Source organism: Corynebacterium anserum (genome assembly GCF_014262665.1).
In the GTDB taxonomy this organism is placed as follows: Bacteria; Actinomycetota; Actinomycetes; order Mycobacteriales; family Mycobacteriaceae; genus Corynebacterium; species Corynebacterium anserum.
Genome location: NZ_CP046883.1, coordinates 1,542,360 through 1,563,166, shown reverse-complemented (window position 1 = coordinate 1,563,166; position 20,807 = coordinate 1,542,360). Strand labels below are relative to the sequence as shown.

20 protein-coding genes are annotated in these 20,807 nt (G+C 54.7%); 10 read left to right on the top strand and 10 right to left on the bottom strand.

What is annotated here, in order from left to right; all coding sequences use genetic code 11:
- The first annotated feature begins 21 nt into the window (after positions 1-21).
- The 3 genes from mca to GP473_RS06500 all read left to right on the top strand — a co-directional run bounded on the left by mca (position 22) and on the right by GP473_RS06500 (position 2,103).
- Positions 22-822, top strand: a complete 801-nt coding sequence (mca, locus tag GP473_RS06510) for a mycothiol conjugate amidase Mca (protein ID WP_390625318.1) — start codon at positions 22-24, stop codon at positions 820-822.
- A gap of 76 nt (positions 823-898) precedes the next feature.
- Complete coding sequence (locus GP473_RS06505) at positions 899-1,309, top strand: hypothetical protein (protein WP_185770108.1); 411 nt, start codon at positions 899-901, stop codon at positions 1,307-1,309.
- A 20-nt stretch (positions 1,310-1,329) separates the two neighbouring features.
- On the top strand, positions 1,330-2,103 hold the full coding sequence (locus tag GP473_RS06500) for an isoprenyl transferase (RefSeq protein ID WP_185770107.1): 774 nt from the start codon (positions 1,330-1,332) through the stop codon (positions 2,101-2,103).
- 146 nt (positions 2,104-2,249) lie between these two features.
- Here the strand turns inward: GP473_RS06500 and coaA are convergent, their stop codons facing one another.
- On the bottom strand, positions 2,250-3,338 hold the full coding sequence (coaA, locus tag GP473_RS06495) for a type I pantothenate kinase (RefSeq protein ID WP_185770106.1): 1,089 nt from the start codon (positions 3,336-3,338) through the stop codon (positions 2,250-2,252).
- A 133-nt stretch (positions 3,339-3,471) separates the two neighbouring features.
- Here coaA and glyA point away from each other — a divergent pair, with 133 nt between their 5' ends.
- Together glyA and GP473_RS06485 are read left to right on the top strand one after the other, a co-directional pair.
- Entirely contained in the window at positions 3,472-4,758 is a 1,287-nt protein-coding gene (gene glyA / locus GP473_RS06490) for a serine hydroxymethyltransferase (RefSeq protein WP_185770105.1), read from the top strand.
- A 3-nt stretch (positions 4,759-4,761) separates the two neighbouring features.
- On the top strand, positions 4,762-5,421 hold the full coding sequence (locus GP473_RS06485) for an isochorismatase family protein (RefSeq protein WP_185770104.1): 660 nt from the start codon (positions 4,762-4,764) through the stop codon (positions 5,419-5,421).
- A 291-nt stretch (positions 5,422-5,712) separates the two neighbouring features.
- Here the strand turns inward: GP473_RS06485 and GP473_RS06480 are convergent, their stop codons facing one another.
- Positions 5,713-6,888: an acyl-CoA dehydrogenase family protein gene (locus GP473_RS06480; RefSeq protein ID WP_185770103.1), complete on the bottom strand. Its 1,176-nt coding sequence runs from the start codon at positions 6,886-6,888 to the stop codon at positions 5,713-5,715.
- Positions 6,889-7,663: 775 nt separating this feature from the next.
- Positions 7,664-8,017, bottom strand: a complete 354-nt coding sequence (locus GP473_RS06475; RefSeq protein WP_185770732.1) for a DUF5997 family protein — start codon at positions 8,015-8,017, stop codon at positions 7,664-7,666.
- 68 nt (positions 8,018-8,085) lie between these two features.
- On the opposite strand from GP473_RS06475, the gene GP473_RS06470 reads away from it, so the two are divergent.
- The 3 genes from GP473_RS06470 (at position 8,086) to GP473_RS06460 (ending at position 10,846) form a co-directional block, all read left to right on the top strand.
- On the top strand, positions 8,086-8,700 hold the full coding sequence (locus GP473_RS06470; protein WP_246394731.1) for a LysR family transcriptional regulator substrate-binding protein: 615 nt from the start codon (positions 8,086-8,088) through the stop codon (positions 8,698-8,700).
- A 331-nt stretch (positions 8,701-9,031) separates the two neighbouring features.
- Complete coding sequence (locus tag GP473_RS06465; RefSeq protein WP_186276738.1) at positions 9,032-9,622, top strand: LGFP repeat-containing protein; 591 nt, start codon at positions 9,032-9,034, stop codon at positions 9,620-9,622.
- Positions 9,623-10,246: 624 nt separating this feature from the next.
- On the top strand, positions 10,247-10,846 hold the full coding sequence (locus tag GP473_RS06460; protein WP_246394729.1) for a GNAT family N-acetyltransferase: 600 nt from the start codon (positions 10,247-10,249) through the stop codon (positions 10,844-10,846).
- 341 nt (positions 10,847-11,187) lie between these two features.
- Here the strand turns inward: GP473_RS06460 and GP473_RS06455 are convergent, their stop codons facing one another.
- The 4 genes from GP473_RS06455 to glpX all read right to left on the bottom strand — a co-directional run bounded on the left by GP473_RS06455 (position 11,188) and on the right by glpX (position 16,408).
- Complete coding sequence (locus GP473_RS06455) at positions 11,188-12,777, bottom strand: MDR family MFS transporter (RefSeq protein ID WP_260620030.1); 1,590 nt, start codon at positions 12,775-12,777, stop codon at positions 11,188-11,190.
- 71 nt (positions 12,778-12,848) lie between these two features.
- Entirely contained in the window at positions 12,849-13,607 is a 759-nt protein-coding gene (locus GP473_RS06450; protein ID WP_246394727.1) for a TetR/AcrR family transcriptional regulator, read from the bottom strand.
- Between the two features lie 160 nt (positions 13,608-13,767).
- The gene (locus GP473_RS06445; protein ID WP_185770100.1) at positions 13,768-15,168 is read right to left on the bottom strand and encodes a class II fumarate hydratase; all 1,401 of its coding nucleotides are present in this window, start codon (positions 15,166-15,168) and stop codon (positions 13,768-13,770) included.
- A 202-nt stretch (positions 15,169-15,370) separates the two neighbouring features.
- Positions 15,371-16,408 (bottom strand): class II fructose-bisphosphatase, encoded by a 1,038-nt coding sequence (gene glpX / locus GP473_RS06440; protein WP_185770099.1) that lies wholly within the window; start codon positions 16,406-16,408, stop codon positions 15,371-15,373.
- Between the two features lie 108 nt (positions 16,409-16,516).
- Between glpX and GP473_RS06435 the strand changes: the two genes are divergently transcribed.
- Complete coding sequence (locus GP473_RS06435) at positions 16,517-17,110, top strand: DUF4245 domain-containing protein (protein ID WP_246394725.1); 594 nt, start codon at positions 16,517-16,519, stop codon at positions 17,108-17,110.
- 32 nt (positions 17,111-17,142) lie between these two features.
- Here GP473_RS06435 and GP473_RS06430 read toward each other — a convergent pair whose 3' ends face one another.
- Both GP473_RS06430 and xseA read right to left on the bottom strand, forming a co-directional pair.
- On the bottom strand, positions 17,143-17,388 hold the full coding sequence (locus GP473_RS06430; protein ID WP_186276737.1) for an exodeoxyribonuclease VII small subunit: 246 nt from the start codon (positions 17,386-17,388) through the stop codon (positions 17,143-17,145).
- A 17-nt stretch (positions 17,389-17,405) separates the two neighbouring features.
- Entirely contained in the window at positions 17,406-18,620 is a 1,215-nt protein-coding gene (xseA, locus tag GP473_RS06425; protein ID WP_246394988.1) for an exodeoxyribonuclease VII large subunit, read from the bottom strand.
- A 209-nt stretch (positions 18,621-18,829) separates the two neighbouring features.
- On the opposite strand from xseA, the gene GP473_RS06420 reads away from it, so the two are divergent.
- Positions 18,830-19,849: a 4-hydroxy-3-methylbut-2-enyl diphosphate reductase gene (locus GP473_RS06420; RefSeq protein ID WP_185770095.1), complete on the top strand. Its 1,020-nt coding sequence runs from the start codon at positions 18,830-18,832 to the stop codon at positions 19,847-19,849.
- Between the two features lie 24 nt (positions 19,850-19,873).
- On the opposite strand, the gene GP473_RS06415 is transcribed toward GP473_RS06420, so the two are convergent.
- Complete coding sequence (locus GP473_RS06415; RefSeq protein ID WP_185770094.1) at positions 19,874-20,797, bottom strand: DUF6542 domain-containing protein; 924 nt, start codon at positions 20,795-20,797, stop codon at positions 19,874-19,876.
- Positions 20,798-20,807: the final 10 nt, after the last annotated feature.

The following is a 20,807-nucleotide window of genomic DNA, read 5'->3' as shown; positions in this document are numbered from 1 at the left end:
TCTAGTAAAGGCGCAGCAACTATGGCACGTTACTCCGATGAAGGGCATCGAGTACGTGTGTTGACCTGTACTGGTGGAGAACGCGGTGACATCCTTAATCCGCAGATAGAGCACGTGGACGATATGTCTCGCACTCGGCAAGAAGAGATGGCGAAGGCCGCTCGTATTCTCGGCGTGGAGCATTCTTGGTTGGGCTATGTAGATTCAGGTCTGCCAGAAGGGGATCCACTGCCCCCATTACCGGAGGGCTGCTTTGCCTTGCAGGACACCGAAACTGTCGTACGTGATGTGGTTGAGCACCTGCGCAGTTTCCGTCCTCACGTGATCATCACCTACGACGAAAATGGTGGCTATCCCCATCCGGATCACATCAAAGTCCATGCCGTCTCGATGCGTGCATGGGATGCGGCTGCTGACCCGAGCTACCACCCGGAACTTGGGGAGCCGTGGGAGGTGAAGAAACTTTACTACACTCACGGTTTCGTCAGTCGACGTTTCGAACTCATCGAAAGAGAGCTCACGGCGGCGTTAGAACATTCCGAATGCTCGGATGTTCCCCGGGCAGCTCTTGACCGCCTCAGTATGTGGAAAGCCATGCCGGACATTTATCCGCGCGTGACCACGCGAGTGGAGGTTGGCGAGTGGTTTGAACGGCGCGATGATGCATTACGGGCCCACGCCACACAGGTTGATCCCGACGGCCCGTTTTTCGTTGCGGATCTTGATATTCAACGTCGCGTGTGGCCTACCGAGGAATTCGAGTTAGCGAAAAGTAGAGTAGAAACACACATTCCAGAAACCGACTTGTTCGCTGGCCTCTAGACAGACCACACTGGACTGTGTACATCATGGATCGAACGATCTATCACTGACCCTCAGACAGGACACTGACTATCCGATGAATACCGTTTCGCTGATCATTGCGCAGGAGCAGATCAATGAAGGCCCAATGGGTCCAGAGTTCGGCAAGGCCGCACCTGTCGGCCTGTTCGTGATCCTGGCTCTGCTGGTGGTCGTTTTGGCTTTGGGCTTTCTCATGAATAAGCGCATCCGCCGCTTGGAACGTCGGCGGGCTTTTGCCGATAAACATGGCATTGATTTGTTCGATACTGAGCGTCTGGAACAGGCTATGAAGGAAGCCGGTTATGAAGAGACCACCAAGGGCGGCATCATGTATGCACGTACTGAGGTTCCACAGACGGATGCTCGTTTTGAACCTGCGTCGGGTATTCAAACGGGAGCAGAGGCTATTGACGCTGAACGTCGCGCCCAAACGGAAACTCAACAGGATAAGTTGAACGATCAGTAGAGACAGTAGAATTTGAAGCCGTGAACGCTCGCATACCGCATATCCTGTACCCCGCTTATGAGGCGCAACTCGCACGCTCGTTACGCGGTAAGCCGAGTCCAAAGCACATCGCGATTATGGCTGACGGCAACAGGCGATGGGCGCGTGAAAACGGTTTCACAGATGTGTCCCATGGTCACCGAGTTGGGGCTACCAAGATCGCAGAGCTATGCCGGTGGTGCGATGAACTCGGTATTGAGACAGTCACGATCTATCTGTTGAGCACGGAGAATCTGAAGCGTTCCGCTGAGGAACTAGAGTTGCTGTGCAGCATCATTGGAGACGTCGCTGAAGAGATAGCGAAGGATTCTGCTGATTTTCGTTTGCGTACGGTAGGGCATCTCGACCTTCTACCGCAGGATTTGCGGGAGCGCCTGCGGGTGAACGAGGAACGCACCGCAGACCATCACGGCGTTCGTGTCAACGTCGCTGTGGGATATGGTGGCCGTCAGGAAATTGTCGACGCCGTGAAGGATCTCGTTGAAGAGCTTGCTGAACAGGGCGTTAATGCGCAGGATATGTCAGAACGCATTACTGCCGAGGCTCTGGGCAATCACATGTACACTTCGGGGCAGGCTGACCCTGATTTGGTGATTCGCACAAGCGGAGAGCAGCGACTTAGTGGCTTTCTACTCTGGCAATCCGCATATTCTGAAATCTGGTTCACAGACACCTACTGGCCCGCGTTCCGGCGCGTCGATTTTCTACGGGCGTTGCGATCGTATTCGGCTCGTCATCGTCGCTTTGGTCTTTAGTAGCACCAGGAGCGGCACTAATAGTTCTAGAGGGCTGCCGGCAGTGGCACTGAAATGTGCGGTTTTTCTGCTGGTTTGTCGGAATGCCGTTTCGCCGCTGGGCTAAAACTTCTGCGCCTCTGGGATTACGGACTTCGCCTCTGGGATTAAATCTTGCGCATGCGCACTTTTTGAACGAGGTGATCTGGTCCTTTGCGCAAGACTAATGATGCACGTACGCGGGTCGGCAATATATTCTCCATCAAATTCGGCAGATTGACTGTTTGCCAAATCTCGCGCGCGACAAAAGTGGCTTCCATGTCGGAGAGATCGGCGAAGTGGTGGAAGTGCGCGTCGGGCTTTTGAAAGGCGGTGTTCTTTAGCCGCAGGAAGCGGTCGATGTACCAATCCTCGATATCTTCGCGCCGTGCGTCGACATAGACGGAGAAATCGAATAAATCGCTGACCATGAGTGTTGGGCCAGTTTGCAGCACGTTGAGCCCTTCGACGATGAGGATATCGGGCTGATCCACGGTGATGACTTTGTCCGGGACGCGATCGTATGCCTCGTGTGAATAGACGGGAGCCGTCACGTTGCGAGCCCCCGATTTTACCTTCGTGACGAAGCGCAACAGTTCAGCTTGGTCGTAGGACTCGGGGAAACCTTTGCGGTGCATTAACCGCTTTTCTTCGAGTTCTTTAGTTGGAAGCAAGAAGCCATCGGTGGTGATGAGATCCACTCGAGGACTGGACTCCCAGCGCTGCAATAGCACCTGGAGCACGCGGGCTGTGGTGGACTTCCCGACGGCTACGGATCCACAGACACCGATGATGTAGGGAACCTTGGTATAAGACTCCCCAAGAAAGGTTGAAGACACCTCGTTGAGTTTGCGGTGAGCTTCTACACGGAGGTTGATGAGACGGCTCAAGGGCAAATAAATCTCCGAGACTTCCTCGAGGTCAATCTCATCACCGATGCCGCGTAGCTGTTCCAGCTCATCTTCGGTGAGAACCTGGGGCATTGACTTGCGCAATTTTAACCACTGGTCGCGCCGCATCTCGATGTATGGGCTGTTATCCGGGGTTGATTGTTTGCGGTATCCCTCAGGAAATTCCGCTTCAAAGCTCTCATCTGTGACGGGCGCTTGGCCCTCTGATCCAAAGTCGGCAGCGAAGTCTGCTTCGAAGTGGGAGTCGCCGAATCCCCGCGGGTCGTCGCCGAAAACCTCGAAGGGCTGCTGAGAGGGCTGAGTCATGCACCCTATTGTGCACCCTCCTTAAGTGGTAGGGGAAATCATCCCAACGCTTAACGGCACGCCGGTGGAACGTTATCATGGCGGTAGCAGTGAATAACTGATGATGAAACTTGCCTAGAAAGGTCCAGATTTTATGTCCGAACCGCGCCAGCATAATCTGCCTCTTGCAGAGCTCGATCCGGAGGTGGCAGAGGCCATCGCGGGTGAGCTGGGTCGCCAGCGCAACACCTTGGAGATGATTGCTTCTGAGAACTTTGTGCCCCGCGCAGTACTGCAGGCACAGGGCTCTGTTCTCACCAATAAATACGCTGAGGGTTATCCAGGCCGTCGTTACTATGGCGGTTGCGAGTTTGTCGATGTTGTTGAGGATTTGGCGCGCAACCGCGCGAAGCAGGTGTTTGGCGCGGAATTTGTAAACGTGCAGCCCCACGCAGGGGCACAAGCCAATGCCGCGGTGCTGATGGCCTTGGCCAATCCAGGTGACAAGATTATGGGTCTGTCTCTAGCTCACGGCGGGCACCTTACGCACGGCATGCACCTGAATTTTTCGGGAAAGCTCTACGAGGTTGTTGCGTACGAGGTTGATCCAGATACGATGCGTCTGGATATGGACAAGATCCGTGAGCAGGCTCTAGCAGAAAAACCACAGGTTTTGATCGCTGGGTGGTCTGCGTATCCTCGTCACCAGGATTTTGAGGCGTTCCGTTCCATCGCGGATGAGGTAGGCGCCAAGCTCTGGGTGGACATGGCACATTTCGCTGGTTTGGTTGCCGCTGGTGTGCATCCCTCTCCGGTACCGCATGCCGATGTGGTCTCTACCACGGTGCATAAGACGTTGGGCGGTCCGCGCTCTGGAATGATTTTGGCAAAGCAGGAGTGGGCTAAGAAGCTGAATTCTGCTGTCTTCCCGGGGCAGCAGGGCGGTCCGCTGATGCATGCTGTGGCTGCGAAGGCTGTTGCCATGAAGGTCGCCGCCTCTGATGAGTTCAAGGCTCGCCAGCAGCTGACGTTAGATGGGGCACAGATTCTGGCTGAGCGGCTTTCTGCTGAGGACACCAAGGCTGCCGGTGTTCAGGTTCTTACTGGCGGTACCGACGTTCACCTGGTGTTGGTGGATCTACGTAATTCCCAGCTTGATGGCCAGCAGGCCGAGGATCTTCTGCATGAGGTGGGAATAACGGTCAACCGTAACGCTGTGCCGTTTGACCCTCGTCCACCAATGGTCACTTCTGGTTTGCGTATCGGTACTCCAGCATTGGCTTCTCGCGGCCTGGACACTGCGGCTTTTACCGAGGTAGCTGATGTTATTGCTACCGCTCTTACCGGTAAGGCTGATGTTGCTGATCTGCGCGCTCGCGTGGAGAAGGTCGCCGCGGACTTCCCGCTGTATGAGGGCCTTGAGGATTGGAAGTTGGTGTAGCTGATGTCTCGCCGCGCGTTGATTGTTGTTGATGTCCAGAATGATTTCGTGGACGGCTCTTTGGGAACGGCACGCGGTGCCGAAGTTGCCGCCGCTATCTCCTCTTATTTTGATACCGACGCCACCAAGTACGATCACATCGTGGGAACCCTGGATTGGCATATTGATCCCTCCGGCCATTTTGTTGCGGAAGGTGAGGAGCCAGATTATTCAGAGACGTGGCCGGTTCACTGCGTGGCGGGATCAGATGGCGCCAAGCCCTTCAAGGCTTTGCATACTGAGCCAATTGAGGCGTGGTTCCGTAAGGGCGAATACTCGGCGGCCTATTCGGGTTTTGAGGGGTACCTGGTTCCTGCTGCGAGTGCTCTAGGAGCGCTGATGGGTGGCGTTCCTGGTGAAGCTCTTGCCGATTCTGGCCAAGGACGTGGCTTGACGTTGCGTAAAAGAACTCAGAGCTTAGAGGAATGGCTGAAGGATCGTGAGATTACTCATGTGGATGTTGTGGGCATTGCCACTGACTTTTGCGTGAAAGCTACCGCTTTAGATGCTCAGAGGGCTGGCTTTCACACCACCGTAATTGAGAAATTGTGTGCACCGGTTTCTGAAGAAGGTGCTTCTGAAGCATGCGAGGAACTTCGCGCTGCTGGAGTGCTTATTAGCTAAAGGTAGGCGTTGTGCTGGCTCCTTTGGCGTTGCCCAGTGGGTCTGTGGCGTGCGCAGGAGCATAATTGTCGAATCGGTGTGGACCTCGAGAGCTGTGTTGATGCGCAGAGAGTTTCTTTTATGTGCTAGATCTGCGCTGACGCACCGAGATACTGAAAACCCACCCGTCCTGGCAGTGCAGGATGGGTGGGTTTTCTTTTGGTTTCTGTAGGCGAGACCGACAGAAACCTAGGGCTTGTGTTTACTTATCGCTATTCACTTATCGCCCTTTTGATAATGCGAGCTCGGGAGTTACTTGTCGCCCTTTGCCAGCTTGCGGGAGATGATTTCAATCATGATCTCATTTGGACCGCCGTAGATTGGCTGGACGCGAGAATCCAAGTAGTGGGTAGCGATTGGGTATTCCATCATGAACCCGTAGCCACCATGCAGCTGCAGAGCCTGGTTAACGACCTTAATCTGCAGTTCGGTGGTGTGGTACTTGGTCATTGCACCGGTGACTTCGTCCAGGGTGCCACGAACCTTCTCCATGATGGCGGCGTCGACGAAGGACTGCGCTGCCTGGATTTCGGTCGCCATCTTGGCGAGCTCCCAACGGTATGCCTGGTGATCAATCAAGCGGTGACCGAAAGTCTTACGATCCTCAGAGTGCTTAATTACCAGATCCAGAGCGCGGCGGGAGGTGGCGATGGAACCAACTGCGATGGACAGACGCTCCTGAGCCAGGTTGGTGCGCAGGTAGCCGAATGCGGCGCCTTCTTCACCCAGCAGGTTTTCCTTTGGAACGCGGACGTCCTCGAAAGACAGCTCTGCGGTGTCTTGAGACTTCAGACCTACCTTCTTCAGCGGACCGGTCTTGGTGTATCCGTCCATGCCGTCTTCGACGATCAGCATTGAGACGCCGGCGCGACCAGCCTCTGGGTTGGTGACCGCAACGACGAGGGTGAAGTCGGCCTGGATACCGTTAGAGATGAAAGTTTTAGCACCGTTCAGGATGTAGTCGCCGTTGTCGTCCTTGCGGGCGAAGGAACGGATGCCAGCGAGGTCGGCGCCTGCACCAGGCTCGGTCATCGCAAGAGCGGCGATTTTTTCACCGGCGCACAGAGGTGCGAGGAAACGTTTCTTCTGCTCATCGTTGCCGAAGCGATCCAGGTAAGGGATGACCAGGTCGTTAATGGTCTGGATACCCACGATGACGGAACCGGAGTCAGCCTTGGCCAATTCCTCGGACAAGACTGCATTGAAGCGGTAGTCGTTGGTCATACCGCCGCCGCCGTATTCTTCAGGTGCCATCATGCCCAGCAGGCCCTGGGCGCCGGCCTTCTGAAAAAGTTCGCGGTCGCAGTAACCTTGGTCATGCCAGCGCTCAACATTTGGGCGGATTTCAGCCTCGACGAAGTCGCGAACGGCCTCGCGGAACATGTTGTGTTCTTCTTCGAAAATATCGCGTGGCAGGTAGTTCTTCATAGCACCCTCTCTGGTGGTTGCAGAATCCAAAAGTATGGTTTAGGAGATAGTCGAAGGTCAATGTGACCTACACCTCTCAATACTTATAACCATAGTGGTTTAGTGCTGTTAGTGCTAATAGATCCACATATTGTGGTCGCGTGAGTGGTTCGATGGGTGTGTGATCTTCTAGCGAAGGTGTGCTGGGGGAGGGTTGATGTCAATCGATCGGGGGTGAACGAGAGAATATTTCCATCAATTTTGTATCGTTTACCTGCGATAAAGCGATTTATGAAACAAATATGTTGCGAAAAGGTTGACAGAATAAGTGAGGCCTGGCTAACCTGATCAATGTGTCACAGGCTAGTCACCTGGGATGCACTGCAGTTGTGGATCAGCCGCTGAGCCATCCGGTTCTCTTCTCGCTGGGTGGCGTGGTGAGAGATCACACCGCACATGCCTTATGCTCCAGTAGGCGCATGTGCAGATTTCAAACCGACGCGGCGTGAGGTATCCGTTGTGCAGCCGGCGCGAACTCGTCACTCGCGCAATGAAGGCTCTGCGATACCAACCTTTTGAATAGGCACAGTTTCAGGCTCGTCACCAGAAACTAGGCACAAAGAGGCTCGCCTCCCTCGGTTTCCGTCCTAGGGGGAGGCGAGCCTCTTGCTTTTTCCTACTCCGTCCTGGTGAGTACATGGCGAGCGGAATGTGCTTTTGCGGAGAACTCGAGAAAATCTCTAAGGGGCTTGGGTCTCCTCGTGTTCTTTGTTTTCGTTTCCTTGTTGTGGTGTGTTCAGCTAGCGCTTTCCCCGTTGTCTTTTGTCTTCAGCTGGCGCTCGCGTTCTTCAGCGTGCTGTCGACGCGAGGTGCTGAGCCAAGCGGGTTGATTCTCTAAAAGTTCTTTAATCTCTGCCGTGGTCAGAGCTTTATCCATGTCGTGCTTCTTGAGGGCACTGATGGTGATACCTAATTTGCGGGCGACCTCTGGACGAGGATGTGGTCCTTCGCGTCGCAGCTTTTGCAACCATTCAGGCGGGTTATTCTGCAGTTCGACAAAGGCATCATGGGTCAGTGCAGTGTCCTGAAACTCCTGCGGGGTTGCAGGCAGATGGATCCCCAATTTCTTCGCTGCGGTGAGGGGCTTCATAAGAGGACCGGAATTCTGGTTATTAGAGCTCACAACGGCCATCCTAACGCCCCCTTACAATGAACCACATGTCTCCCCAATTCTTGCGCGTGGTTTTTAGTCCCGGTGTGCAGCCGGATAAGTGGTTTGCTCGCTTTGATGAGCGTGTACCAGGGTGGCGTGTGGCTGGAGCAGCGGCGGATGACCCATTGAAATATGTAGACAGGGGAGTGGCCGATCTCGCATTAGTGCGCTTGGGTGCGGCCGATGTCGATAAGTACGTGTTCCACCAGGTAGTGCTCTATGAGGAACAGGTAGGCGTCGCTGCTCCAAAAGATCACCCAATTAAGGTGATGGATCGCGTACGTCACGCGGAATTGGAAGGGGAGATGGAAATATATACGACCCCGTTAAGCGGTGAGGTCGATTCCACACAGGTTCGCGAAGCGCTTCAGGTGGTAGAGGCCAATGTGGGTGTGGCTATTGCTCCCCGGCCTCTTCTCCGAGCTATTAATCAGCCTGGCGTGGTGCACCGTGATCTTCTCGACGCCACGTCTGTCGGCCGTACGCGAGTCGCGGCAGTGTGGAAAATCGACCGAGACGACGATTTCGTTCAAGATTTTGTAGGAATTTGCCGTGGGCGCAAAGCTCGTAGCTCCAGGCAACAAAACACCAGTTCGAACGGTAAAAGACAACAAAAGTAGCAGATCACATAATGGCTACATTTGGTTACGGTTCCGCATCAATTGAGCTTCTTTTGGGTTCAGAGTGTGACTACCCGAGTGAAAAATCTGTAGGAATGGGTGGAGTTAAGCGGAAAAACGTTTAACGGATCACTGTCCTTGCCGGTTTTTCGTAGCGAAAGTGCCGGTGCTCTCCGTGTTAGTAGTCGTCTCTGGTCACGGTGAAGTCACGCGTGAGCGTTTCCACTCGGCTGGCGTCGTCACCGGGGATGCGCACTGACGGTGCATGGAGGTGGTTCGGACCTGTGACGTTTATCCGACAACTGTTCCACAAGAAGGAGATTTACTGACTATGGCTATTAACGTCTCTAATACTCGTCGCGCTGCATTGGCTCTTGCTTCCGGCGCTGCCTTGCTGCTGGGTGCTGCCGCTTGCTCTGACGCCAAGGAAGCCGCAAACGACGCTACCTCCGCCGCCGGTTCTGCAGCTAACGAGGCAACCTCGGCCGCTGGTTCCGCTGCCAACGAGGCCTCTTCGGCTGCTAACTCTGCCGCTAGCGAGGCTACCTCCTCCAACGAAGCTGAAGGTTCCGAGGGCAAGGACAAGCTGCCAGCTGAGATCCAGACCTTGTGGGATAACGAAGGCGGAGAGACCGGTGCACTGGGTGCCTTGAAGAACGTTGAAAATAACGACAAGGGCACACTGGCAACATTCGACAAGGGTTGGGTTGCTAACTCTAAGGAGCATGGCGCAGTGAAGCTCATCGGTAAGATCGGTGAGACCTGGGTCAATGGTGGTGGCCTGGATAACAAGGTTGGTCTTCCAACTGCTCCAGAGCAGGGCGACACTGCTCAGGGCTGGACTCAGACCTTCGAACACGGAACTATCAAGTGGGCTCGTGGTGAAAACGGTGAATACACCGACACCATTGACATGAAGTAACACATGTGATTCCTATGGCATGGCGCAATCGCGGCTAGTGCGGAGACTTATGAGCTACTAGTCACGTGGTCCGGCTGTATAAAACCCCCTCTTCTGCTACCCATCCACGTATCGTCGGTCCTATATCGCCGGTGCGCTCATCATTTCCACATACGTTTTCATGCGGCGCAGTGGGAGTGGTTCGAGTGCGTGCCGCGACGTGATTCGCGGGTGCGACACGGCATTAGTGGGGGTTCGCGCGTGAAGTGGGGTTTACGCGTGAGGTGGGGTTTACGCGTGAGGTGGGGTTTACGCGTGGATTTTCTTCACCATAAGAGTGTGTACCTCGCGGAGAAATCCAGGGGAAATTGAACAGGGATATGTGCGAGTTTGCCACTAGGGGAGGTCAGAGGAGATGAGATCGGAATCCTAGAAGTACTCGTCAAGGCGTGAGGATGAGGCGAACTTTAGAACCACTCGTCAGGGGGAGTAAGGGGTCGGGCAGGTTAGTACCACTCGTCAGGGTGTGGAAATACCGTGCCGGAGTTGAATGCACTAGACAGGTGACCCCCAACAATGGGAATAAAAGCATAGACATTGCCGAATTAATGGCACATCCAGGCACACGTGATGCACAATTCTCTTATGACTTCCGCGGAAAAAGCAGTCATCAGCATTCGTCCGATGACAGAAGCTGATTACCCACAAGTACAAGCCATCCTGCAAGCAGGCATGGACACTGGCGAGGCCACGTATGAGCGTAAAGCTCCTGAATGGGAAGCTTTTACGAGTAACCGTTTGATGAATCTTGCATACGTGGCCGAAGAATCCGATACCGAACATGAGCCAGAGATTCTTGGATGGGTAACCGCCTCACCGATCAGTCACCGTGAGGTATTCAAAGGCGTGATTGAGGACTCCATCTATGTCTCCGAAAATGCTACCGGCAAAGGTGTGGCAGGTCGCCTGCTGGATCACCTTCTTAAATCAGCTGCAGAGCAGGGCTACTGGGCGATGCACTCACACATCTTCCCGGACAATGTAGGATCCATGAAACTCCACGAGTCGCGCGGTTTTACGCCAGTCGGTGTATTGCACAGCATGTCCATGATGGAATACGGACCTAAAGCAGGTACGTGGCGCGATAATATGCTCATGGAAATCATCCTGGAAGGTGGTCCCGCGTGGGAGGCCTACCAGAACCGTGAAGAAGAAGATCGAACCCAACCGTGTAATTGTGACTAGACCACCGGGCGTGTGCGTCAATGAGGAAGCATCAAGCCGTACGCGCAATTAGCGATGACTCTTCATGGTACGCGTTCGCTTCAATAGCAACAGCCCCTGACCTTACTCGGAGAAATCCGAGGGGTCAGGGGCGGCGTCGTTAAATAGCAAGAAAGCCCATCAAAGCAGGCGGTAAGTGGATGACGGTGGAAAGCCACCGTTAAGAAAATTACCGTTAATGGGGAACGCGAAGGTCGGCGCGACGCGAAGGTTGGCGCGAGCTTCACCGGTGATGGGCATGCAACGGTGAAGAGAAAAACAATGGGGCAGCAGGCAACCATATCCGCCCCGTCACCATGTTTTTAATCCCGTTCCAGGGTGGTCTTGAGACGCTCGTGCCGAACAAAAGCGAGCACAATCGCTGCGATGATTGCCAGCGGGGCGATAGAGCCGAGGATAGGAACCAGCGCGTCGTTATAGCCATTGATGATGACCTCACGCAGGGCGTCGGGAATCTGCTGAACAAGGGCAGGGGTCAACGAGCCTGTACCTCCGTGAGAGAACATCTCCGCATACTTCGCGCCTTCCGGACCCAGTTGCTTAATAGCACCCGGCAAATTCTGCTGGAGTTCATCCGTGACACGGTGCATGAACAAGGAGCCGACTATAGCGGCACCAAGAGCACCGCCGATCTGGCGGAAGAAATTGTTGGAGGCTGTTGCCGTACCGACCATCCGCAGAGGGAAGGTATTTTGAACGATCAACACGAGGGTCTGAGCGGTCATACCCAGCCCGATACCAATCACGAACTCCACCACGCCAAGATGAACCAGCGTATCGTGTGCATGTAGCTGGCCAATGAAGAACAAGCCAACGCTCATGATCACCATCCCGATCACCGGATACCATTTGTACTTGCCTGAACGGCTCACGGCCTGTCCCACCACAGTGGAAGTGAAAATCATTCCTACCATCATTGGGATCATCATCAGTCCCGCCTCAGTAGGGGACAAGTTGTGAACCATCTGGATGTAAGTGGGCAGGTAGCTCAGCGTGCCGAACATAGCCACGCCCATGATGATGCCTGAAACCGTGGTGAGGGAGAAGTTCCGTCTGGTGAACAATGTCATCGGAATCAGAGGATTGGCGTGACGCAGCTCGATGAAGACGAATACTGCGCCTGTAACAATTGTCGTAGCGATCAAGCTGAGGATCACTGTGCTATCCCAAGCATAATCGCGGCCACCCCACGTGACGGTAAGTATCAAGCAGGTGGTGGCGATAGCCATCGTCACCGTTCCCCACAAATCCAAAGTTGCCTGACCATGGCGGCGAGGGAGTTTAAGAGCGAAGGTAGCGATAGCCAAAGTAATCAAACCGAGCGGGATGTTAAACCATAAAGCCCAGCGCCAACCTGGGCCGTCGGTAAAGAATCCGCCCAGTAACGGGCCAAGGATGGATGATAAGCCGAAGATACCGCCCATCAATCCCATGTACTTACCGCGGTCACGAGCGGTCACCACATCAGCCATGATGGCCTGGGATAACACCATCAGGCCACCGCCACCCAATCCTTGGATAGCGCGTGCGGCGATCATCGTCGCCATATTTTGAGACAGGGCACCCACAACGGAGCCGATCAAAAACAGAACAATTGCCCCGAGATACAGCGGCTTGCGACCAACCTGATCTCCGAGTTTCCCATACACCGGCATGCCAATGGTCATCGTCAGCATGAACGCGGTAATCACCCAGGACATATGGGAGGCACCGCCCAATTCACCGACCACTGTCGGCAATGCGGTAGAGAAAATCATCTGCCCTAAGGATGAAAGAAGCATGCCCAGCATGAGACATGTGACAACGACAGGAACGTTGTTTTTTGGTTTCTCAGGATGAGATACCGGAGTGGTGCCGGTAGTAGGCACCTGAGCACTAGTGGAATCTGACAACTAGCAACCTTTCTGTAGCGAATGGTGTGAAGGTGTCGTCCTCCGGGACGAAGCCAACGCAGGGTTGGCTCTTAGTGGTCCGTGGGGGCGGCAGGAAAAAGCTTGTCGTCGGTCATCGACGAATAAATTGTGTAAAGTTTGTCCACCGTAGATTGCACCGTATCTCTTGTCAGGTGTGCTTCCGGTCGCTCTGGGACGAGCGTGGAAGAAGTCCACAGGCTCACGATGATGGCGACGACGGAAATACGAGCCTCCTCTTGGGGAGGAGAATCTGGCAAAGAGCGATGTTCTGGGTGAGCTTCGAAATTGCGCAAAAGGGCATCAGCCAACCTCGCACGAATCTTTTCGAAGCTATTTAATTTAGAAAGACCCAACGTTGGGTTTCGACGCAGAATTTCAATACGACGCTGCGAGATGAGCGCAGAAAGTTCCGGGTTTATTGACTGTATTCCCATGGCCTCAGCATGATCGATATGCCGCTGAGCCATGATGCTCAAGATGGCACCGGTCATGGACATGCCTTCGGGAACAGTGAAAGTCGCAATCTTCTCATAGTCCTCGTCCGTCAGAGAGGGAGGCACAGTGCCTACAGCAACATGATCTTTGGACTGGAAGTAATTGAAGAACGTGCGACGGGAAACGACTGCGGCTTCGCAGATCTCCTCTAGTGTGACTTCGTCATAACTCTTCTCGAGAAACAAACGCGTGGCTTCATCCTCAATCCGAAGGTACGTTTCACGTCGCTTGCGCTCGCGTAGCCCCATCTTTTCCAGGTCAGGCTTCGCTGCACCTTCTACCGGATAGTGTGAGAGAGTTGGACGATCGTTCACGTGAGGGATTTTACGCCTGTCCGCGGCGCATACTAAAACCGTGTGAAATATTGCACACACTGTATTTCTAACGGAAACTCCCCTCCGCCAGGAGTGCCTGGCAGAGGGGAGGAACTGGAGTGGGAGTCAGCCAAGACTCAGCCGGACATCCAGCGAAGGACTAGTCGCGGTCGGTGTTTGCCATAGCCAAAACGTCGAGGCGCTTGTCCAGCTCTTCTTCTGTGAGCTTCTCGCCGTCGACGAAGCCCATGTCGATGACAGTTTGGCGAATAGTCTTGCCTTCCTTCAGAGCAGTCTTGGCGACCTTCGCTGCGTTTTCATAGCCGATGGCTGAGTTCAGAGGAGTCACAATGGACGGAGAAGACTCTGCCAGAGTGCGCATACGCTCTTCATTCGGCTCGATGCCATCAACCAAACGGGTCGCGAACTGGCGAGCGGTGTTGGCGAGCAACTTGGCGGATTCAAGAACGTTACGAGCCATAACAGGAATAAACACGTTCAGCTCAAAGTGTCCGTTAGCGCCACCGAAGGCGACGGCAGCATCATTACCGATCACCTGAGCTGCTACCTGCGTAGCGGTCTCACAGAGAACAGGGTTGACCTTACCCGGCATGATGGATGAACCTGGTTGTAGATCTGGGAGATGGATCTCACCCAGACCGGTCAGTGGGCCGGAACCCATCCAGCGAATGTCATTGGCAATCTTGTTCAAGGAAATAGCTACACCGCGCATCGCTGCGGAGAACTCTACAAGGCCGTCACGGTTTGCTTGAGCTTCAAAGTGGTTCTTTGCCTCCTTAAGGGCGTCAACGCCGGTGAGTTTAATCAGCTCTGCCGTAACATTGGCGCCGAAGTCAGCAGGTGTATTCAAGCCGGTGCCTACCGCAGTACCACCGATAGGCAGTTCGCCTAGGCGAGGTAGCGTTGCTTCGATACGTTCAATACCGGCTTCAATCTGGCGCGCGTAGCCGCCGAATTCCTGTCCCAGGGTTACGGGGACAGCATCCATCAGGTGGGTACGGCCGGACTTCACCACGTGTTCCCACTCGGAAGCCTTCTTAGCGAGGGACTCCTGCAGAACCTTCAGGCCAGGAATCAAATCATCGACTGCAGCAACCGTGGCGGCAACGTGAGTGGCGGTTGGGAAGGTGTCGTTCGAGGACTGACCCATATTGACGTGGTCGTTCGGGTGTACTTCCACACCGTTGGCCTTCGCGATGGAAGCGATGACCTCGTTGGTGTTCATGTTGGAAGAGGTACCAGAACCAGTCTGGAATACGTCGATGGGGAATTCTGCGTCGTGCTTACCCTCAGCGATTTCCTTTGCAGCGGAGATGATGGCATCCGCCTGCTCGTTGGTCAGCAGACCACGATCCTTATTCACCTGAGCACACGCTGCCTTCAGCATGCCCATCGCGCGGATCTGAGCCGACTCCAGTGGACGGTCAGAAATTGGGAAGTTCTCCACTGCACGCTGGGTTTGTGCACGCCATAGCGCTTTAGCTGGAACCTTAACTTCGCCCATCGTGTCGTGTTCGATGCGGAACTCTTGATCGCTCATGTATAAAGCCACCTTCACTGGTAGATGAATTCTCTTAATAGAGAATACCCGCCATGGAGGTTCACCTGCGAGGGTGAACCTGCCATGACGGGCCAAATGGGGGGATTAGTTTCCTCTCCCGAAAAACTTTAAGGGAGAACCGCGGTTCTTTCCTCTATGCGGGGTAGCTGCCTAGGGTGACAGGGATTATCGCACCGGATGTTTACCGCCGGGTGTAATCCAAGACGGAATACTCCTGCAGCTTCTGTAGCTGGTGTACGGACTCGATGTAACGGACTGTCCCGGACTTGGAACGCATAGCCAGGGTGCGGGTAACGGCGGAATTCTTGCGGTAGGAAACGCCACGCACCATATCACCGTTTGTCACACCAGTTGCTACGAAGTAGCAGTGGTCGGAACTAACTAAGTCATTGGTGGTGAGCACCTGGTCGAGGTCATGGCCGGCGTCCAGAGCCTTTTGGCGTTCGGCTTCGTCTTTTGGCCACAGTTTGCCCTGTATCTCCCCACCCATGCACTTCATTGCACAAGCGGTGATAATGCCTTCAGGGGTACCGCCGATGCCCATCATGATGTCTACGGAGTTGGTTCGGTAATCCTGAGCTGCAGCCACAGCGCCTGCGACATCGCCGTCACCAATCAGGCGAACCTTTGCTCCGGCCTCACGGATGTCCTTGATGAGATCAAGGTGGCGTGGCCGATCCAAAACGACGACAGTGATATCGCCAGGAACCGTCCCTTTAGCCTTAGCCACGGCTTTGATGTTGTGGGCGACAGGAGCTTCGATGTCGACGACACCAACGGCGTCGGGACCAACAGCGAGCTTCTCCATGTAGAACACTGCAGATGGGTCGTACATGGAGCCACGTTCTGCCGCGGCGATCACGGAAATAGCGTTAGGGCGTCCTTCGGCCATGAGGGTGGTTCCATCTACCGGATCGACGGCGATGTCCACGGCGGGGCCATGTCCCGTGCCGACTTGTTCACCGTTGAACAGCATCGGGGCTTCATCCTTTTCACCTTCTCCAATGACGACGACGCCGTTCATGTTGACGGAGTTGATCAGCTGCCGCATTGCATCCACGGCGGCGCCATCACCAGACTCTTTCTGGCCACGGCCAACCCATTTACCGGAGGCCAGCGCTGCGGCTTCCGTAACGCGAACGAGCTCCATTGCGAGGTTACGGTCTGGAGCCTCGGGAGAGGAGGACACAGAGCTGTTGATGTTTGCTTCGGCGGACATGCGCACCAACCTTTTCGTGTTTTCTTAAAAACTTTTGGCGTTCCCCTCCATTGTGTCACCCCAGAACTCTTTCGGGCAGTTTTCGATTCACCTATTAGGGGGTTGGGGGTGCTTAATGGAATAATGGCGGGCGTGCGTATCGAAAAACCTCGCGTGTTTCAGTCCGCAAAGGACATGGTGCTGTCGTTGGGCGTTTTGCTTCTGGCGATGTTCCTCGTCGTCGGTTTTACCGGCTTATGCTCGGTGAAACCCGGCGGGCCGGATCAATCCGGACCGGTTCATGAGGTTGATGTGGACAACATTTTGCACATGGATGCGCAGGCTTTAAATTTTCCAATTCGCATCGTTACGATGCCCGATGGGTGGGTTCCGAATTCGCAGCGACGCACCCAAGTAGCTAAGCAAACCTCGGTGCTTACGGGCTGGGTTATTGATGGAGATAAATACATCTCCTTGACACAAACCCCTGCTGATCTCAAGGATGCAATGCATCCGGATGATGACTATCGCGACGAAGTGCGCATCGAAAACATTGGGGGTAAGCAGTGGCACGTTCTCGAGGGGGACGACGTACGACCTCTCTGGGTTGCTGATAATGGTGACGTTCGCTTCATCCTCAAGGGCATGGCTACGGACGATCTGATGCGAACCGCTGCCGAACACACGGTGGAGGCACAGCCCGTTGAAAAGGCTCATTCCTAGAATGAAGCGCCCGTGAGATCTGCCATGGGTGTTTAGGCGGTATCATCCTCCGCGTCTTTTCGGTGTTCGAGAGCTTTTTCGATACGAGTAGAAGCGCCATCGAGGTATTTTTCACAATATGCGGCGAGCTCTTCGCCGCGTTCCCAATAATTGAGCGATTCGTCAAGGCTCATCTGCCCTAACTCCAGGATTTTTACAATCTCCACCAACTCATCACGAGCTTGCTCGTAATTCAGTTCTTCGACAGGTCGGAATTGTTGTTGTTGTTGTTCCGTCATAGCTGATCTCTTGCCTTTCATTCTGTTTTTGTAGTGTCTTGTTCCGTGCCACCAGGTGCCGCTTGCACCGCCATGGCAGCTGCCGTAATGGCTCCATCGGCGACGCGAATGCGCAGTTGTGAACCAGGCTGAACATCGTTGACCGTCGTGACTACCGCAGGACCAGAGCCATCACGGGGTACAACTTGAACAATTGAATAACCGCGTGCCAGTGTCTGCGAGGGTCCCAGTGCATTGACTTGTGCTTTCAGAGACGTGATTTGGTTGCGCTTCTCACGTACTGTCATGCCTAAGGCGCGATCCTTTCGTTGGAGCGCTTCTTCGATGATTTCTCGCTGGCGGGTGACTGGCAAGAGAGGGTCGGCCAGTACCGGCCGGGAACGAAGATCACTGAGGGAACGTTTTTCTCCCGCAACCCAGCTACGCAGTGCACCTGCTGCGCGTTGCCGCAATTCCATGACGTACTGTTTTTCCGCGAGGACATCTGGAACGACCCGTTTCGCGGCGTCGGTAGGAGTGGCAGCGCGTACGTCGGCCACGTGGTCTAAGACGGGATTGTCTGGCTCGTGTCCAATCGCAGAAACCACCGGGGTGGTCATACGCGACACAGCACGTGATAGCGCCTCTTCGCTGAAAGGCAGGAGGTCTTCTACAGACCCGCCGCCGCGTGCCACAATGACGACATCGACGTCGGGGTTGGACTCGAGCTTTTCCAGCGCGGCTAGTATTTCAGGTACCGTATTTGGACCTTGAACCGCCGTGTTGATGACCTCAAATTGGACGGCAGGCCACCGATCTTGTGCTACGGAAAGAACGTCGCGTTCTGCGGCGGATCCGCGTCCAGTGATGAGGCCGACGCGTCGAGGAAGAAAGGGGAGTGGGCGTTTCAGACGGGGATCAAATAAGCCCTCCGCAGCAAGGGCGCGCTTGAGCTCTTCAATACGGGCAAGAAGTTCGCCGATCCCCACATGCCGAACTCTTGTTACCCACAAAGAAAAGGACCCACGACCTGCATAGAAGGCAGGCTTTCCATACATCACCACCCGATCCCCATTGTTGAGGGGAGTAGTGAGACTACGCAGAGTGGAGGTGCTGAGGGTGACCTGAACGGAGGCTTCTTGCTCTACATCACGCAGGGTTACATAGGACAGCTTCCAACTGGGCTTCATATTGACCTGAGTGACCTGTCCCTCAACCCAGATATGGCCGAGGCGCTCGATCCATTGCTTCACCTTCGCATTGAGCTGAGAGACCGGCCATGGTGCATCGGGGCTGGGCTCTGCTGCGCGAGGTGCCGCAGTGGCGTGTGCACCATCAGTGGTTTGTGCGCCATCAGATGTAGCATTCGTGTGCTGATTATTTGTCACGGTTGTTCATTGTATTAAGCCACGAGACAAAGGGTGGCTGCTTGGAGCTCACGGTGTGTACTACCATGGCATTCATGACCTCAACACACTCTGCTGAGAACATTAAAACCGCAAGTCAGGAACCCTCTTCGGAGCAATCCGCCAAGCGTGTCTTGCTTGCAGCTCCTCGCGGCTACTGCGCCGGTGTCGATCGGGCTGTAGAGACCGTAGAAAAAGCGCTAGAGAAGTTCGGTGCCCCGCTTTATGTGCGCAAAGAGATCGTGCATAACAAGCATGTGGTGAAAACCTTCGAAGATCAAGGTGTGATCTTTGTCGATGAGACCACTGAGGTACCGAAGGGTTCCAACGTTGTCTTCTCTGCCCACGGTGTGTCCCCTTTGGTGCATCAGGAAGCTCGCCAGTTGGAGTTGAAAACTTTCGACGCCACCTGTCCGCTTGTCACCAAAGTCCACCAAGAGGTGAAGCGTTTCGCGCGGCAGGGCTATCAGATCATCCTTATCGGTCACCATGGCCATGAAGAGGTAGAGGGAACGGCCGGTGAAGCGCCGGATGTTGTCCACCTCGTGGATGGTAAGGAAGATGTAGACGCACTGGATTTTCCGGAAAACACCAAGTTGATTTGGCTATCTCAGACCACTCTGAGTGTGGACGAGACCATGCATACGGTCAAGCTATTGCGCGAGAAGTACCCGCACATCCAGGATCCCCCATCCGACGATATTTGCTATGCCACTCAGAACCGTCAGGTGGCAGTGAAGGCTATTGCGCCACAGGTTGAATTGATGATCGTGGTGGGATCACAGAATTCTTCCAATTCCAAGCGCCTGGTAGAAGTTGCTCTGCAACATGGCACCAAGAACGCCTATTTGGTGGATTATGCCAACCAGGTGGATTTGGCGTGGCTTGAGGGAGTGACTTCGGTGGGAGTCACCTCCGGAGCGTCAGTACCAGAGTTGTTGGTGCGAGGTGTGCTGGAGCTCCTCGCGGAGCAAGGATATGACGATGTGGAAGAAGTGACGACGGCAACGGAGGATCTTATTTTCTCCCTGCCGCGTGAATTGCGTCCAGCGCGTACCCAGACCCAGCAGGCCTAGACTAAACCCTCGGTGGGGCTGGTACTACCGCCCCTCGAAGGGGAAATCGTCGTCATCGCGGTAGTGACGGGGACGCCGCGTTTCAGTGAAATAATCATCCTCGTGATCATCACGATAGTGTCGGGGGAGGCGTTCCGGTTCGTCATGCGGTAATGCATGACGAGCAGCCGGCAGAGGTGATCGTTCATGGCGCACGGCGTGACTGTGCCCTTGTTCCTCGTTGTCGGGGCGGCGTGGAGGCAGCGGCGACGCCACCCTTCTGCTCGACGCACGTTCGCGGGCTAAGCGCTCCCTCTCTTCGCGAGCAGCCCTACGCGCCTCACTGCGAGCCATGAGCTCTTCAACAGAACGGCGCCTATTGTCCTCGCGCTCCTTGGCTGCGGCCTCCCGCTCTGCATGGCGCTTAGCTTCCTCATCACGATGACGAGAACGGGCGTACGATGCGCGGTTAGAATCATCGGACTTTCGGCGCCGCTCACGCTGCTTCGTCTCCGACTCTTGGTGTCGCGAAAAAGAATTCTTCGCTTTTTGCCAGCGCAGGAGAGCTAACACCACTGATATGAGGAAAGGGATGAGCAGCCAAAGGAAATTCTCGATGGTCGGATAAACCGACGTGAGAATTTTAGTTTTAAAACCACTACCGGTGGAGTCTTTTGCGGATATCCATCCGATGGCAAGCGCACCGATAAGGAAATACAGCGGCTGGGCCACCACGGTCAGAAAGAGACCACGAGCCTCCACCAAAAGCGTGCAGATCACGCAGGCGATGGCGAAGAGGATGAAATAAGACTTTGGGACGGAGCCGCCCTCAGCTGTCAAAATCAATCCCGTGATCACCACGGCAACCATCACCAGCAGAGGTGCCCAGACAGGGAACATCGGCCGGTTCGATGGCGGCGCAGAGTGGCGCGATTTCGCATGCGAGCGGGAGCGGGGCTTATCGTTCACGGGAATAGAT